Here is a 15,443-nt window from a genome sequence, read left to right as displayed (position 1 = left end):
AGGGATGGAGATGAGTCGAGAGATTCTGCTGGAGCTGGATGATTTGCTTCAAGCCGAACGCGAGCTGACAGGATTGCTGGCAGCCATTCGGGCCGACGAACAGGAAGCACGGGTCATGTACGCACGTCTGCAGGATTGGAAGGGACAGTCTGCCAATGTGCTGCGCGATCAGATTGAAACCTTCTTTATGGAGATGTCCCGCCGTATCCGGGATATTGAGGAGCAAAAACACGCACTCATCCAGTATGTGCAATATATGAAACAAGTGGATGGCGCTTCTTGAGGAGCCCTTCCCCCTATCGATTATCATATGAGCTCACAATCATTATTGAGCACATAAAAAGGCTTCGCCTCCGTGGGCGAAGCCTTTTTTGATCCTCTGGATCATGCTTAGTCTTTAATCAAAGACAGAAATTCCGAACGCTGCGCCGAATCACTTTGGAAGGTACCTCGTACAGCTGACGTGACCGTCTTGCTGCCCGGCTTCTTCACACCGCGCGCGCACATGCACAGATGCTCGCCTTCCACAACGACCATCACGCCGTTTGGCTGCAGCGCCTCCACCATAATATCCGCGATTTGCGAGGTGATGCGTTCCTGCACCTGAAGACGGCGGGTAACCGCCTCGACCAGACGTGCCAGCTTGCTCAAGCCGGCGATTTTGCCGCTAGGAACATAACCGATATGGACCTTCCCAAAAAACGGCGCCATATGGTGCTCGCACTGGCTGTAATATACGATATCCTTCACGATAACCAATTCCTCATGATTCTCATCAAAGGTAACCCCGAGAACATCCTTGGGATCCACTTCGTATCCCGCAAAGATCTCCTCATACATCCGTGTCACACGGGCCGGTGTCTCAAGGAGCCCCTCACGCTGGGGATCTTCACCGATCAGTTTCAATATTTGCTCTACATGATACTCGATCTGCTCTCGGTTAGCGCCGACTTTATTGTTCACATAATCCTTTACACCCGCCACAGTACATCCCCCTTTTCGTTCCATAGAAAAAGCAAACGGTTAACTTATAGCCGCTGTTAGCGGCCTTTTTAAATAGAAATGCCCCTCCGTCATTTCATTTAGACGGGAGCGGGCTTTTTTCATTATGGTTTGCGTTTACGGCCTTGCCCTTTACCCGGCATAGGCTGATTTTTCATCATTTGCTGTGCGCGCTGCATTTGCTTGCTGTTCATGTTATAGCCCATTTGTTTTGCCATCTTCTGCAGCATTTGCGGATCGTTCTGCATCTTCTCCAATTGCTTGCGGAGATAAAATACGCCGATGAAAAATCCGCCAACCAGACCCACGATCAATGTAATAATCGGAATGACTATATCCATCACTTGACCACCTTCTACTATACTAATATCTACCATTTAATGGCGCATACACGAACCTATCATAGCATGTCCTTTTCGCCACAGCAAATGAAAATAACGGATACATGGCAGCAAGCCGCCCTAATCATGCACCTTGATCATTTATTGCCCATTCCGTCCCGGCATAACCCCTTCCAGGGTCAGCAGGATGCGCTTGATCTCCGGTCCGCCGGCATATCCGATCAAAGTACCGTCAGTACCAATCACCCGATGACACGGCACCACAATCGGCACCGGGTTTTTGTTGTTCGCACCGCCTACCGCCCGAACGGCTTTCGGACGACCGATGGATTCGGCTACATCCTTATAAGAACAAACATTTCCATAGGGGATGGATTTCAAAGCTTCCCATACCTGCAATTGGAATGACGTTCCGCGCATATCCAGCTTTATGTCAAACTCCTTCAACTCACCGGAAAAGTACTGTTTCAACTGCGATGTCATAGGAGCTAATCTTGCTTCATCGCGCTGATAACCGCCATTACCGGCCCAGGTCCGCGACCACTGCTGGATGACCGCTTCCTTCACATAAAAGCTGCCAAACTCAATCAGGCAAAGGCCCTTCTCCGTTGCACAGACCGTCAAAGGTCCGATCGGTGATTGAATTTCATCGTAATACAAAATTTCCGGTCCTCCTTCAGGAATGGCCATCGGCTCAACTCCCTGAATAACAGGACTTTCAGGCTGGGCTTTCGTTCCCCCATTCGAAGAATCAGACGCTTTGTTGCTATTGTCGTCTGCGGCGGCTTGCGCTCCAGCAGATGACTCATTCTCATTTGGTTCAGACTTCAGTTTATTCAAGGCTTGCTGCAGCATATTTCGTACTTGGGAATCCCCTTCTGATTTCATGCTTTTCTCTAAGTTGTTCAACGCTTCTTCGCCTCCAATACGGCCCAGAGCCCATGCAGCGGTTCCCCGCAGCTCCGGGCGCGGGTCTTTCAGCAGTACCTCGCTTAGCTTCGGCACAGCTGAACTATCTTTAAAGTTGCCAAGCGCGATGACAGCATTGCGCTGAATCGGCTTTCGTCCGCGCCAAGCCGCGGACGTATCTCCAAACGTTTCCTTGAATTCGCGGTTGCTCATATCCAGGATGGGCAGGAGCAGCGGCTTGGCTTTTTCAGGATCGGGCTTGAAGTCCTCTTGATGAGTCCAATTCTTGCCCCGGTTCTTCGGACAAACAATTTGACAGGTATCACAGCCGTACAGCCGGTTACCGATCTTTCGCATGGCTTCTTCGTCCAGAAACCCTTTGGTCTGGGTTAGAAAAGAAACGCAGCGCTGGGCATTCAGCTGCCCGGGACCGACAAGCGCGCCGGTTGGGCAAGCGTCAATACACTTGGTGCACTCCCCGCAGTCCTCGGTTACCGGCGTATCCGGCGGAAACGGAATATTGGTTACCATTTCGCCGAGGAATATCCAGGAACCGAACTTCGGAGAGATGATGGCGCAGTTCTTGGCGCTAAAGCCAATTCCGGCTCGCTGCGAAACCGCCCGGTCGACAAGCGCGCCCGTGTCCACCATGCTTTCAAGCTTCGCATCCGGCACGCGTTCTTTAATGTATTCCTCCAGACGGCTCATGGCCTCCCGGAGCACATGATGATAATCCCTTCCCCAAGCGGACCGCGCCATAATCCCCCTGTACTTGCCAGGCTCCGATTTGGGCGGGTTCTCCATCTTCGAGTGGTACGTTATGGCAATGGCGATCAGGGACTTCGGCTCCGTACCGGGAAGGGCCGGAGTAACCCGCTTATCCAGATCCGACTCCTCAAAGCCCGACTCATACCCTTTATCCCGATGATTTTGCAAAATGCTCTTCAAGGATTCGAACGGCTCCGCCGAAGCGAAGCCAATATCATCAATGCCAAGCTCAGGCGCAACGGCCTTGAGCTCCTGCTTGAGCTCCTCCCATACCGAAGGCGGAGGAGCGTACGAGCCGAGTGTGTAGGTCATTCTCCAGCGCCTCCTTTCCTGGGATGATGTTCTGTCTTTTCAGCTACAGCTTTTTGATCTCGGACAACGGCCAGAATATAAATTCCGCCCTGCCGACGATGTCGCTTTCCTTCACGCTGCCGAACATGCGGCTGTCCTTACTCTTTCCAAGATGGCGGTTATCTCCCATAACGAAGTAGCGGCCCTCTTCCAGGGTTATGGGCTCAAAGCCCGGGTCCTCGATCGGAACATCGGTATACCCTTCCTGCTGTGCAACTCCGTTCACGTACAGCTTCTGGTCCTTTACCTCAATGGTGTCCCCAGGTACGCCCACGACACGCTTTACAAGAAACTCCTTCTTATCCGGGCCATCACTCGGGTCCTTAAGCACAATGACATCGCCATGGCTCGGTTCGGAAAAGCGATATACCACTTTATTAATAAACAGCCGCTCCGATGCTACCAGCGTCGGCTGCATAGATTCACCTTTAACCATAGAAAGATTGAACACAAACATATTTAGAAGCACCATAATAACAAATGCAATCGCAATCGTCTTTACCCAATCCCAAAGCTCGGCGGCCCAGCCGTTCTTCTTGCCAGGTTGATTCTGAGGTCCGTTGTTCTCGCCATGCTCAGTTGAATCCGGAGAAATCACTTGTCCCATGCTACACCTACTTTACTTCGATTTCGCCTTCGGGTACCAAAGGCGGCACCTTCAAAAAAGGTACATTAATAGAAAAGCATATCTCCCACCCATTTGCAACGGCTGAAAGATATGCTTCATATCGAAAAAATGTCGTTTCTTATCTCTGTCGAAGCTTAAAGCCGCCGTTTGCGTCGCTCGTATGTACCGCTTATGTCATGACTACGATTGACCAAGGATACTGAGCTTCTGGAACGACCGCAGGATTTGGCTGGCACCGTATCCCATGGCTTCATAAAATGGCATGGCTGCGGCGTTGTGCTCGTCTCCGGCTACCATGATCCGACTGACTTTTCGTGATTGAAAACGCTGTTCCATTGCCGAAATCAAGGCTTTGCCAATCCCTTTTCTGCGATAGTCGGGATGAATGGCAATGCGGTAATAACAACCATGATTGCGCTCGATCGTACCGATTAAGGCACCAACGATTTCACCGTTTTCTTCAGCCACCATAATCAGATCGGAGTCCCAAGCAAGCTGCCTGGAGAAGGGCTCCATCGTGTTTTCGTAGCATTCTTCCGATAAAGCAATCTGCAGCAGCTCGGTTACGGGGTTACAGTCACTCAACTGAAAGGAACGAACATGCATTTCAAAATCTCCCTTTTCGTTAGCATGATGCGGTTTACCCGGTTTACAAAAATCTAGTATTCCGTTAACGCAAACCTGACATTTAGGTTACTACAAAAAACCCGAAAATCCTCTTTCCTTGTCCATTAAACCACATCTTTATCGTAAATTCACGAGTTTTCTTCTGAAAGCGCTTTATATGAAGCGTTTTCATCTTTTTAGCTGGATAATATTCCATATTTTTGTGGAATGATAGGTTTGTTTCCTGCTGCTAAACCATTAGCTCACTGTTAAAATTACACCCATTAATTCCCAAGGTTTTTCTTCCTGATTGAGATCTATATTTTAATAAAACGACCAGACTTTCCCAGCCCCGCCGTTAATAAAGCAAGCAAAAAAACAACAGCGTCCTCTCGGCAATGTGCCTTTGAGGAACGCTGTATTTCGATCATGATATTTATTGAAGAACGACGGTGTCGCCCGCTTTCAGCCCTGACAAAACCTCGACTTTATCTAGCGTCTGCAAGCCGGTCTCAATATCCTGCCGTTCAATCTGGCCGCCTCCCTTGTCCACCATGACATAGGAGGTGCCTCCGTCCGTCATAACGGCAAGTTTAGGAACGACAACCGCCTTATCCTTCCGTTTGGTTACAATATCTCCGTTTAGCGTCAGCCCGCCGATCAAACGTTCTTCCTTCGGCAGCGAGATGATCACCTTAAACTGTGGTGTCTGGGAAGTTTGCTTCTCCTGAGCCGTCGTTTCGGCAAATTTGGCCACCTCCAACACCTTTCCCTTCAGCTTTAGATCCTTGATGGACGGCAGCTTTACTTCAACCGCCATGTCCTGCTTAATGCTGAATATATCGTTTTCCCCGACATATGCCACTAATCGAAGAGAATCCAGGTCGACGATTTTGCCGATATACTGGTTCGCCGTCACGGATTGCGGCCGCTGCTGCGTCGGATCGAACAGAAACAGGCCTGTTGCAGGCGATAGGTATGTAGCTTTCTTCAGCCTGTCATTCAAGTCGGCCAGCGTCTGGCGCTCAATATCGTTGGTAACCTCGTCCAGCTGACTGCTCAGCCGAGCATTCTCCTGGTCTGCCAGCATTTTAAGGCGCTCGGCCTCCGTTGCTAACGCCGGGGCGCTATCGAGGTCCTGATTTAACGTGAACTCCTTCAGCTCCTGCTCCAGCTTCCGCTTCTGCAGCTCGGCTTCCTTCTGCTGAAGCTGCTGGCGAATGGCCGTTTGCTCCAATTTAAAAAGCGCATCGCCTTTCTTGATCTGCTGGCCGTTCTCGACGTTCCATGACTCCACTTTCGCTTCAAAAGGTGCGTAGACATTGGTCTCCCGCCCATATTCGGATGTTCCCTTGACCTGCACGGTCGAGACGATGGTTTCCTCGGTTACGGGAAATGAGATGACCTGCGGCTCTTCCATCATGGGAATCTCGGGTTCTTTCGGTTTCACCTGTCCATATCCCCAATATCCCACCAAGCCCAGCACGGCAACGATAACCGTCCATTTTATAATTTTTTTTATCATACCGATTTAGCTTCCTTTCCGAAACTCATTATCCTAATCCCGCTTGATGGCCAGAAGTGCATTCGTTCTAGCTGCACTGATCGCCGGATAGATCCCTGAGAAGATTCCGGTCATCACAGCGAATGCAATGCCGATAGGCAGCGTCTCCAGCGTAACCGCAATTTGCAGCCCAGACATACCCGCCGAAGCCATAATGAATGAATTTAGCCCCTTGATGATCAAAAATGCGAATACGATGCCAAGCAATCCGCCAAGCAAACCGAGCAGGCTGGCTTCTACGATGAACATGTTGCGGATTTGCGGCATATTCGCCCCCAGGACCTTCATGATGCCGATTTGTCTACGGCGCTGATGCGTAGACATCGTCATCGCTACGATGATCGATATCGAGGCCAATAACAGGATAAATACGCCGATGCCGAGAGCAATCGCTTTGAAGGTATCCAATTGGGAAGCGACCTGATCACGCATGGCCAGATTGTCGCTCGCATTAAGCGCAAGCTTTGAGATCAAATCCTCGAGCGGTTTAATATTCTGCAGATCATCCACTTTGACGGTTAGATTATCGTATACCCGTTGTTTCGAAGCTGTCCCATTTTGCAAGTTCAAACTGTTTGTTAGCCATTCCGCCGTATCAAAGGAAATATAGGCCTGACGATCATAGATCGCAAACTGGGCATCTCTCCCCGTAGGCACGTCCAGCACGCCTCCAACATAAAGCTGCGGGCTAAGCTGTTTCTTGTCAGCGTCCATCTGCTCCAACTGAATATTTTTACCGTTCATTTCCGATACGGTGCTCTCATACATCTGATATTCTTCCCATATCTTCGGATTGTTGGGATCGGTATTGATCATATTCATCAATCTTTCGCTCGTCTCTGCATCCTTCCATCCGGTTGTTGCTCCGTAATTGAGCACCATAGCACCGATCTGATCAAGCGGACCGCCTTCCTTGAACCTGTTACCCTGCTCTTTGAGCTTTGACAGGTCCACGGCCACAACGTTAAAGCCGTCGTTGATTAGGTTGTCGGACGAAATGGCTTTAAAATACCCGAGTTGCTTGGTGGCTATAACGGATTTGACATGATCAAAGCCCTGAATCACCTGAACCTTATCATCCGTAAGCAATCCCCGGTCAGCTCCGACCGTGGGGCCGCTGCCTTCACCTTGCCCGCTTGAGCCCTGCGGAGTCACCGTAATTTCGTCAAGCTTCATGCCGCCTATAATTTCCGTCTCCAAATAATTCTGGGCACCGTTGCCAATGCTGATCGCTACGATAATTGCCGCGCATCCAATCGAAATACCGGTCATGCACAGGGCTGTCACCACTTTACGGCGTTTAATCTGTCCCCATGCCAGCCTTATGCTGTCTAAAATTATCAGCTGACCTCACCTGCCTCCTCCGCATGAACCGGGACCCCAGACAGGGGCGAGGGGGCGTTTGGCCCCCGTTGACCTGCTGCTGGCGCTGTATAGTCCTCCGGCTGAACCAGATAACCGTCACGGAGCATAATCGTTTTTTTCATTTGAGCAGCGACTTCCATCTCATGGGTAACGATGACAAACGTCGTTTTCATGGACTCGTTCAGCGCCATCATGATTCGGATAATTTCCTCTTCCGTCTTGGTGTCCAGGTTGCCCGTCGGCTCGTCCGCAAAAATAACGGAAGGCTCGGTAATCAATGAGCGAGCAATACTGACGCGCTGCTGCTGTCCGCCTGACAGCTGGGACGGGTACAATGAAGCCTTATCGCCGATCCCCGTCATCTCCAGCAGCTCCATCGCTTTCTTGCGGCGCTTGGACGGAGAAACGGATTGAAAGACCAGGGGAAGCTCCACGTTTTCCCGAACCGTGAGCGTCGGGATCAGCTCATAGGCCTGAAAAATAAATCCGATATGCTTGCGCCGGAAGACTGCAAGCTTGTTTTCCCCGTATTTGACAATATCCTGATCGGCAATATAAATATGGCCTTCCGTCGGCTTCATTAGTCCTGCCATCAAGTTGAGCAGCGTGGACTTGCCCGACCCGGAACTGCCCAGCAGGGCAATCATCTCACCCTTCTGGACTTCGAACTGGATATGATGGAGCACTTTTAACACTTCGTTACCGTTCTTAAAGCTGTGCGATACATTTTCCAAACGCAACATGTTCGCTATTCCTTTCCGGTTCTTAATTTAACTCTCCTCGTCGGGAACTGCGGTAGGCGTGAATATCAGATTGTAGCTTTGGCTGCCGAGCGTGATACGCTCATTCTGGAATTCGTCCACCAGGGTTAAGTTAAACCAACCGCCGCGAAGTTTTTTGTATTGCTCATCCGACAGCTCCATCGACACCGACCGGGTACCTGGCACCTGGATATCGGTTCCTGGCGTGAGCGTACGCTCCTGTGTCTGCCCGAGGCTGTCCTTGATGATTAAAATCAGCTTGTGGCCGGAGTCCGCTGCAATGATGCTCTCGCTGCGTTTCACATCAAACGTGATATTCAGCGGAATGGAAGAACTGCCCTCCTGCAGATGTCCTACCGCTTTCGTAACCGAAACGTGGTAAGGATACCAATCGAGGTTCGTCAGTCCGGAGCTTACGGCTGGTCTGATCGGATTCAGCATCAATTTTTTCACGCCCATGACACCGGTAGCGTCTTTGCCCGTCTCCGCAAGCTTGCCTCCGGTCATTGCCGTACCCAGAGCAAGCCCCAGTTCGCTTGCAGCCCCCTTCGGCACTCTGGCCCAAAAGACGATCGACTGCTTGGACCCCGGCTGAAGCGAGGCTTCCGGCTGAATGGTTTCCGCTTCATAGATCTTGCCATCCGTGCTTTGGAAATACCCCTTCAGCACCGCTGCTTGAACGCGGCGCTGTTCATTGCTGGTCAGCAAGAACTCGGAATAGACAATGTCGGAGTCCAGGCCTTCATAGATGACCGTCCGCCGTTCCTGCGCCTCTGCGCGCTTACCAATCGCGGTAACTGTATACGGCTTCCCTTTCTCCAATGTGCTGATCGACTGCGTCATGCCTGACGTGGTCATGGTAAGGAACGACGTTTTGGCTGTATCCTGCTGCGTAAACAGCTCGAAGCGGAGCGAACGGATATCCTTGGTATATGGGATCCGAGCCATGACATACACCTCGGTTGATGACCCCGGGGCAATCAGGGAACCCTGCTCCTCTGCAATAACCTCCGAACCGGTCAGAGTTGTCTTTTCGTCCGCTGTGACGTTCACTTTAAGCTCAGGCAGCGGCAGCGATTTGGATTCCTGAGTATTCCGCAGACGCAGCTTCGCAACGATCAGATCCTGATCCTGCCATGGCAGCCGCTGCATGGATTCCAGCGTGTATGCAAATCCTTTCGCCGTCTGCGCATCGTACTCCACGCCAATCGATGATTTGCGTTCCGTTTGATAAGGGATGGCAAAGTATGCAATCGGCAGGGTCAACGACTCCTGGACCTCGACGGTCGACTCACCGCCAGGTTCATCCGAGTTCGCCGGCGGTTTGGATGAGCCGACTGGGCCAGATGCCCCGATCATTTGCAGCTTCAACCGGTCCTGCTTGAGATCAAGCGGAAGCGTTATTTCCATTACCATCGTTTTCTCTTCCCCGGGACGGAGCGTCAAACCCGCTTTGTTATCCGGGGTATAAGGATGGAAGGAGCCTTCGGATGCTTTAATTGCATACTCGTAGGCCGGAACCTCCACCGATTTTTTCCCTTTGTTCTTGAAGGCCATCTCGATATTCCATATGCCCTGTCCCCCGGCGGCGCGCAGCGAAGCTTGGCGGATTCTGGCATCGACCGGAATGCCCTTGATGGTCAACTTCTTGGCCGCGCCAGCCGCGACATCCCACTTTGGAGCTGTTGCCGCAGGGAGCTTGAAGGATGCGACCGGCAAAGACAGCTTCAGCGTTTCATCGTTTTCGGTCCACAAGAAACGCAAACCCGCCGTTTTAAGATAGGAGGGAACTTCCGTTATGTAATAAACAAGTTTCTTTTCTTTCGGCTGAACAGGCACACCCTCGGCCCCTGCCTCATGACGCAGAGGGAATGAGCTGCCGCTTGCCGTCACCAAGTACGGTTCGAACCCCCGGTCATTCCATACCTTTCCGCCATGGTTCGTCATATACATCCCGACTTTGGCGATGACTTTGCCGTCATACTTGATGATCTCCAGCGATTCAGCCTGTACGGTAACCGGCGTGCCGCCCAGATTCAGTTTGGAGGTCAAGCCGGATGGTACGGCTGCTGAATAGTTGGCGGGCATTCTGTACGTTCCGACACGCTGCAGGTAGCCTTTGACTTGCGGATTCCATACATCCATCACCAGCTTCATGCCGGACAAGGAGCTGCTGTCGGTTTTCGCATAATAGGTTACACTCAGGCTTTGCCCGGGTTCTACCTTCTTCTTGGCCAGATCCTTGGAAATGGGATTGGCTGCCGTCACGGAACCGCCGGGAAGCACCACCTTGGGAAAATAAGATACCAGACGCGCTGCGCTTTTCCCCCCGTTTTTATAAGTCAGTGTAAATACCGCCACATTCGTACCGGTTTGCTGCCATACGTCGGCATGGTCAAGCTTTGCCGTGACGTTGTTGCCAAGTTTCACGCTCCAGGCCAGCGCTGCACCCTTCTGCGCATTCGACTTCGTGATTTGCGATGGCTGCGTCTTAGATGCCGCAGCTTCCACTTGCGGTGCCGCAGCCAGAATGGCAGCCATCAGAATGGCAGTCACTCTGAACTTTGTACTATTCATGTTATGTACCGACTCCTTTCTACCTCGACATATCCCTTCTATATCGACGTTTCGATCATAGATTTGTTCAAGACTATATATATAACGACAAGTTTCACAGAAAAGTTTTCCATTATTATTCATTGCGCTGAAACAACTTTCCATCGTGCAATAAATCAGCCCTCTCGGACTTTTCAAACATAAAAGTTGATTTAATCACCCAAAACGGTTTAATATATGTAGTGTAGCCGGATTACATATTCCATTGCTCCGGGATGATAAAGACTTCCTGATGAAGGAAGACCTTTCATCATAACCAAAAACTAAATTTACAGGAGGTTTTTACTATGGCATTTCAATTACCAGCACTTCCTTACGCAAACGACGCGCTCGAGCCTCATATCGACGCACAAACGATGGAGATCCACCATGATCGCCACCATAATACCTACGTAACCAACTTGAACGCTGCTCTTGAGAACGCTCCTGAGCTTCAAGGGAAATCCCTTGAGGATCTGATCGCTAACCTTGACGCTGTACCGGAAAGCATCCGCACAGCGGTTCGCAACAACGGCGGCGGCCATGCTAACCACTCCCTATTCTGGGAAGTTATCGGACCAAACGGCGGCGGACAACCGACTGGCGCATTGGCTGATGCTATCAACAGCGAGCTGGGCGGCTTCGATAAATTCAAAGAAGATTTCGCAAAAGCGGCTACAACTCGTTTCGGCAGCGGCTGGGCTTGGCTCGTTGTTAAAGACGGCAAACTGGCAGTAACCAGCACGCCGAACCAAGACAGCCCGATCATGGAAGGTCAAACTCCTCTCCTCGGCCTGGACGTTTGGGAGCATGCTTACTACCTGAAATATCAAAACAAACGCCCTGATTACATCTCCGCATTCTGGAATGTAGTGAACTGGGAAGAAGTCGGCAAACGTTACGATAACGCGAAATAATATCGCTTAACTAAAAACCGATATCATACCAAAAAGGCTGCTTTCAGCTGTAGACCCTGTCTACCGCTAAAGCAGCCTTTTTCTATCACTATTTCATGCTGTTACGTGTTATTTACCGCTGCTGCAGGGTTAGACCCATAATGGCGTTCGACACCCCGATGCCAAAAATGTAAAGAAGCGCATTCTTCCAGCTATGCAAAGCTCCACTACTCCTTACGAGCCATTCCGTTTCATCATTATATCCCCCATTACATGGGAAATTACGGCTTTAAGATGAGAAATACGAGTTCAAAATCCGAATGAACACATTCGGAAATGCGTAGCGTTCCATGTCGTGAACGTGAATCCAGCGAAAGTTCTCTTCGCCTGTCTCATACGCCGCTGCACTCTCGGCTGCTTGCAGGGCTGCCGGCGGCACATCCTGCCACTTACAGCGGTACACGCCCATATTCCATTGAATATGGCTAAAGGTATGCTCGGCGTCCATCACATGGCCGATCGGCAGGACCGGAACTCCTTCTTCCAGCAAGGCATCCCTCAAGCGGCTCATTGCCGTCTCCTCGGACATCACGGCTGGAACGCCGCTCTCCTCGGTCGATACAATCACATGCGGCAGCTCCCACATCCCTGCCAATAAACCGGTCGATGGACGCTTGCGGATCAGAATCTTCCCTTCATGCACGCCGGTGCCCTCTACGATCGCCGTAAGGCGGTGTTCGGGACGCGGCGGCTTGGCCTTCGTCTTAATAGGAAGAGACTCCTCTTTGCCCTCAAGACGCGCTGTACAATGCTCCATCACCGGGCATACCAGACATTTGGGCGATTTCGGCGTACATATTAACGCCCCCAGTTCCATCAACGCCTGGGTGAAATCCGAGGCTCGACCGTCCGGAACCAGCGTCAGCACCAGCTCCTCCATCTTGGTGCGGGTTTTCACCTTCATAATATCTTCTTCAATCAAAAAATAGCGGGACAGCACGCGCATCACGTTGCCGTCCACTGCTGCGGCAGGAATGTTGAATGCGATGCTGCGAATGGCGCCCGAGGTATAAGGACCAATGCCCTTAAGTCCCGACACTTCATCTTTTCCGCTCGGCATAACGCCCCCATACTGCTCTGTCACTTGCCTTGCGGCTGCCTGAAGATTGCGTGCCCGGGAATAATAGCCGAGGCCCTCCCAGCATTTCAATACATCGTCCTCCGGCGCATCCGCAAGCGACTGAATCGTTGGAAACCGCTCGATAAACCGGTGGAAATACGGGATTACCGTGTCCACCCGGGTCTGCTGCAGCATAATTTCAGATACCCATATATAGTAGGGATCGCGATGCCTGCGCCATGGCAAATCCCTTTTGTTGATCTCATACCAATTCAGCAGCTCGTGGCTGAAGTATGGTTTGTGTTCCGTATTATGCATCTATAAAAATCTCCTTCGTCATCCTTACTTTATCTTCTCAACCACAGCGAAAGCGGAAGCCAGCGTGGCCTGATGCGAAATCGTCAGATGAATCGCATAATGTGCGGACTCTTCCATTCCGAGACGGTCCCAGGCTTCCCGTGATAGACGGGTCTCAGGCCTGCCAAGAGCACCTGGCAGCACTTCGATATCACGGAACCCGATTACACCCCCGATTCCGGAGCCGAAGGCTTTGGATATCGCTTCTTTGGCAGCAAAGCGCCCGGCAACAAACTCCGTCCGTTTCGCCCCCTTGCCGGCCGCGATGACCTGCTCGTCCTGCGTAAGCACGCGCTTCATGAACCTCTCGCCATGCGGGCCTGTCATCAACATCTCCATTCGCTTCATGTCCAGCACGTCATGTCCGATTCCGTAGATCACAATCGTTCGCTCTCCTTCATGGATCCAGTCTTCCTGTCCAAAAAATATACTCCTACTTATTGTATCAGTCGATGTACGTCAACGCGAGACCAACGGTGTTACAACACCATGAATTAAATAAATTTGTTGTATTTCAAATTTTATCCATATAGACTGTACAAAATAGCATAACTTAAGGGGGAATCATGTTATGGGTTCATTGATTTATCACGTTGCCGTTTCGCTTGACTCTTTTATCGCCGATCAAGCCATGATGGATGGAAGAATCGACCACACCCTCTTTTTATTCGACGGGGAACATGTTCCGGACTTCTTGGCCGACATTCAGGAGTTTGAGGCTGTACTGATGGGCGGTAAAACGTATGAGTTTGGATTTAAGATGGGTGCTAAGCCGGGGGAGCCTGGTTACAAAGGACTCAAGCATTATATATTCTCACGGTCATTAGAATTCGAATCCAATGATGAAGTTGAACTAGTCAAGGAGGACGCCGTCCCGTACATCCATAATCTCAAACAACAGACGGACGGCAAGCTGTGGCTGTGCGGCGGCGGAGAATTAGCAGGAAGCCTGCTTCAGCATCAACTGATCGATCAGCTTGTATTGAAGGTGAACCCGGTAATGGTTGGTGACGGCGTTCCGTTGTTCGGCAGTGTCAAGCCGCGACTAAGACTCGAACTGGTCGATATGAAGCAATATGCCAACGGCGTTCTCAAACCGACCTACAATATTATGTATACCTAGTGCCTCGCTAAATATAAAGCCTTCCGGAGGGGATTCTCCGGAAGGCTTTATGCTTGGGAATTCGTATGTTAGATGCCTGGAATCGTATTGCGCTTGTGCGCGGTTTTGACGTAATAACTCTCGAGCTTCTGCTGAACATCAGGGTTGATCGTCTTGCCTTCCAGATAATCGCTGTTATCCTCGTAGCTGATTCCGAGCTCTTTCTCGTCCGTCTGACCTTCCCAAAGGCCGGCAGAAGGCGCTTTGTCCAGAATCGATTGCGGAACCCCCAAATAGGATGCGAGCATACGGACCTGACGCTTGTTCAGGGAACTCAGCGGCGTAATATCCACTGCTCCATCGCCCCACTTAGTATAGAAGCCGGTAATCGCCTCGGAAGCATGATCCGTGCCGACAACGATCAAATTTTGTTCGAATGCCAACGCATATTGTACCACCATACGCACTCTGGCTTTCACATTGCCTTTACCGGGAATACTCATATGCTTATGGACGCCGATATTTTTCAGGCCGTGCTCAACCTCTAGAGCAACCTCGTTCACGGCTTCCTCGATATTGGTCTCGACGGTATATTTCAAATCGAAGGCTTTCGCCGTCGCGTAGCTGTCGGAAATATCAGCCTGCTCGCCGTATGGCTGGAACACCCCGAGTGTCTTGTATTCCTTACCGGTCTCCTCTGTAAGCTCGTCAGTAGCCCGCTTGCACAGACCGGCAGCCACAGCGGAATCAATCCCGCCGCTAATCGCGATCAGCAGTCCGGAAGTGCCCGAGTTCTTTACATAGGTTTTCAGAAAATCAACGCGCTTGCGTACCTCTTCCTCCACATTAATGGTAGGTTTGACACCCAGTTCTGCGATAATTTGTTCTTGTAGGCTCATGATATATGACTCCTTTCAGTATGTTCTCTCTTTCTGAAGTACTTCATTCATACGTCTATCGACGTACTTTCTCAGAAGACAGACCGCATTTAGCGGAAGTTTTTCTTGCGATATAGAATTTCATCAGCGTAGCTGATAACTTATAAATTCTATATCTATAACAAAAACGTCCTATCGAC

At 50.8% G+C, this 15,443-nt stretch carries 15 protein-coding genes; 3 read left to right on the top strand and 12 right to left on the bottom strand.

All coding sequences use genetic code 11. From position 1 onward, the window contains the following. The first annotated feature begins 10 nt into the window (after positions 1-10). Positions 11-283: a hypothetical protein gene (locus OHJ21_RS24465; RefSeq protein WP_100540185.1), complete on the top strand. Its 273-nt coding sequence runs from the start codon at positions 11-13 to the stop codon at positions 281-283. A 107-nt stretch (positions 284-390) separates the two neighbouring features. On the opposite strand, the gene folE is transcribed toward OHJ21_RS24465, so the two are convergent. From folE to OHJ21_RS24420, 9 genes are all read right to left on the bottom strand, one after another. After that, on the bottom strand, positions 391-984 hold the full coding sequence (folE, locus tag OHJ21_RS24460) for a GTP cyclohydrolase I FolE (RefSeq protein WP_100540184.1): 594 nt from the start codon (positions 982-984) through the stop codon (positions 391-393). Positions 985-1,106: 122 nt separating this feature from the next. After that, positions 1,107-1,343 (bottom strand): YneF family protein, encoded by a 237-nt coding sequence (locus OHJ21_RS24455; RefSeq protein ID WP_486021399.1) that lies wholly within the window; start codon positions 1,341-1,343, stop codon positions 1,107-1,109. Between the two features lie 141 nt (positions 1,344-1,484). Then, positions 1,485-3,332: a tRNA epoxyqueuosine(34) reductase QueG gene (queG, locus tag OHJ21_RS24450; protein ID WP_486021398.1), complete on the bottom strand. Its 1,848-nt coding sequence runs from the start codon at positions 3,330-3,332 to the stop codon at positions 1,485-1,487. Positions 3,333-3,375: 43 nt separating this feature from the next. Continuing rightward, positions 3,376-3,978 carry a signal peptidase I gene (lepB, locus tag OHJ21_RS24445; protein ID WP_100540182.1) on the bottom strand — a complete coding sequence of 201 codons (603 nt, stop codon included), beginning with the start codon at positions 3,976-3,978 and terminating at the stop codon, positions 3,376-3,378. 201 nt (positions 3,979-4,179) lie between these two features. Then, positions 4,180-4,605 carry a GNAT family N-acetyltransferase gene (locus OHJ21_RS24440; RefSeq protein WP_100540181.1) on the bottom strand — a complete coding sequence of 142 codons (426 nt, stop codon included), beginning with the start codon at positions 4,603-4,605 and terminating at the stop codon, positions 4,180-4,182. A gap of 436 nt (positions 4,606-5,041) precedes the next feature. Continuing rightward, a complete protein-coding gene (locus OHJ21_RS24435; protein ID WP_486021397.1) occupies positions 5,042-6,130 on the bottom strand; it encodes an efflux RND transporter periplasmic adaptor subunit in 1,089 nt (362 codons plus the stop codon). A 33-nt stretch (positions 6,131-6,163) separates the two neighbouring features. Then, complete coding sequence (locus tag OHJ21_RS24430) at positions 6,164-7,441, bottom strand: ABC transporter permease (RefSeq protein WP_243390922.1); 1,278 nt, start codon at positions 7,439-7,441, stop codon at positions 6,164-6,166. 68 nt (positions 7,442-7,509) lie between these two features. Further along, positions 7,510-8,277, bottom strand: coding sequence for an ABC transporter ATP-binding protein (locus OHJ21_RS24425; RefSeq protein ID WP_326111965.1), 768 nt, complete (start codon positions 8,275-8,277; stop codon positions 7,510-7,512). Between the two features lie 27 nt (positions 8,278-8,304). Beyond that, positions 8,305-10,872 (bottom strand): hypothetical protein, encoded by a 2,568-nt coding sequence (locus tag OHJ21_RS24420; RefSeq protein WP_100540177.1) that lies wholly within the window; start codon positions 10,870-10,872, stop codon positions 8,305-8,307. 326 nt (positions 10,873-11,198) lie between these two features. On the opposite strand from OHJ21_RS24420, the gene OHJ21_RS24415 reads away from it, so the two are divergent. Further along, positions 11,199-11,807: a superoxide dismutase gene (locus OHJ21_RS24415; protein ID WP_100540176.1), complete on the top strand. Its 609-nt coding sequence runs from the start codon at positions 11,199-11,201 to the stop codon at positions 11,805-11,807. A 268-nt stretch (positions 11,808-12,075) separates the two neighbouring features. Here the strand turns inward: OHJ21_RS24415 and mutY are convergent, their stop codons facing one another. Both mutY and acpS read right to left on the bottom strand, forming a co-directional pair. Next, entirely contained in the window at positions 12,076-13,224 is a 1,149-nt protein-coding gene (gene mutY, locus OHJ21_RS24410; protein WP_100540175.1) for an A/G-specific adenine glycosylase, read from the bottom strand. A 24-nt stretch (positions 13,225-13,248) separates the two neighbouring features. Beyond that, the gene (gene acpS, locus OHJ21_RS24405) at positions 13,249-13,644 is read right to left on the bottom strand and encodes a holo-ACP synthase (protein ID WP_100540174.1); all 396 of its coding nucleotides are present in this window, start codon (positions 13,642-13,644) and stop codon (positions 13,249-13,251) included. A gap of 190 nt (positions 13,645-13,834) precedes the next feature. Here acpS and OHJ21_RS24400 point away from each other — a divergent pair, with 190 nt between their 5' ends. Continuing rightward, positions 13,835-14,386, top strand: coding sequence for a dihydrofolate reductase family protein (locus tag OHJ21_RS24400; protein WP_100540173.1), 552 nt, complete (start codon positions 13,835-13,837; stop codon positions 14,384-14,386). Positions 14,387-14,454: 68 nt separating this feature from the next. Here OHJ21_RS24400 and nadE read toward each other — a convergent pair whose 3' ends face one another. Next, entirely contained in the window at positions 14,455-15,264 is an 810-nt protein-coding gene (nadE, locus tag OHJ21_RS24395; protein WP_100540172.1) for an ammonia-dependent NAD(+) synthetase, read from the bottom strand. Positions 15,265-15,443: the final 179 nt, after the last annotated feature.

It is taken from the genome of Virgibacillus sp. LDC1, from assembly GCF_025792345.1.
Lineage (GTDB): Bacteria > Bacillota > Bacilli > Paenibacillales > Paenibacillaceae > Paenibacillus_AQ > Paenibacillus_AQ lautus.
The sequence above is the reverse complement of the archived record's forward strand: the minus strand, read 5'-3'. Positions and strand labels throughout refer to the sequence as shown.

Coding starts and splice junctions, on each gene's coding strand:
- OHJ21_RS24440 (WP_100540181.1), bottom strand. CDS start 4,605: ATGCATGTTCGTTCCTTTCAGTTGAGTGACTGTAACCCCGTAACCGAG.
- nadE (WP_100540172.1), bottom strand. CDS start 15,264: ATGAGCCTACAAGAACAAATTATCGCAGAACTGGGTGTCAAACCTACC.
- OHJ21_RS24465 (WP_100540185.1), top strand. CDS start 11: ATGAGTCGAGAGATTCTGCTGGAGCTGGATGATTTGCTTCAAGCCGAA.
- OHJ21_RS24425 (WP_326111965.1), bottom strand. CDS start 8,277: ATGTTGCGTTTGGAAAATGTATCGCACAGCTTTAAGAACGGTAACGAA.
- lepB (WP_100540182.1), bottom strand. CDS start 3,978: ATGGGACAAGTGATTTCTCCGGATTCAACTGAGCATGGCGAGAACAAC.
- OHJ21_RS24430 (WP_243390922.1), bottom strand. CDS start 7,441: ATGACCGGTATTTCGATTGGATGCGCGGCAATTATCGTAGCGATCAGC.
- queG (WP_486021398.1), bottom strand. CDS start 3,332: ATGACCTACACACTCGGCTCGTACGCTCCTCCGCCTTCGGTATGGGAG.
- OHJ21_RS24455 (WP_486021399.1), bottom strand. CDS start 1,343: ATGGATATAGTCATTCCGATTATTACATTGATCGTGGGTCTGGTTGGC.
- OHJ21_RS24400 (WP_100540173.1), top strand. CDS start 13,835: ATGGGTTCATTGATTTATCACGTTGCCGTTTCGCTTGACTCTTTTATC.
- mutY (WP_100540175.1), bottom strand. CDS start 13,224: ATGCATAATACGGAACACAAACCATACTTCAGCCACGAGCTGCTGAAT.
- OHJ21_RS24420 (WP_100540177.1), bottom strand. CDS start 10,872: ATGAATAGTACAAAGTTCAGAGTGACTGCCATTCTGATGGCTGCCATT.
- OHJ21_RS24415 (WP_100540176.1), top strand. CDS start 11,199: ATGGCATTTCAATTACCAGCACTTCCTTACGCAAACGACGCGCTCGAG.
- OHJ21_RS24435 (WP_486021397.1), bottom strand. CDS start 6,130: ATGATAAAAAAAATTATAAAATGGACGGTTATCGTTGCCGTGCTGGGC.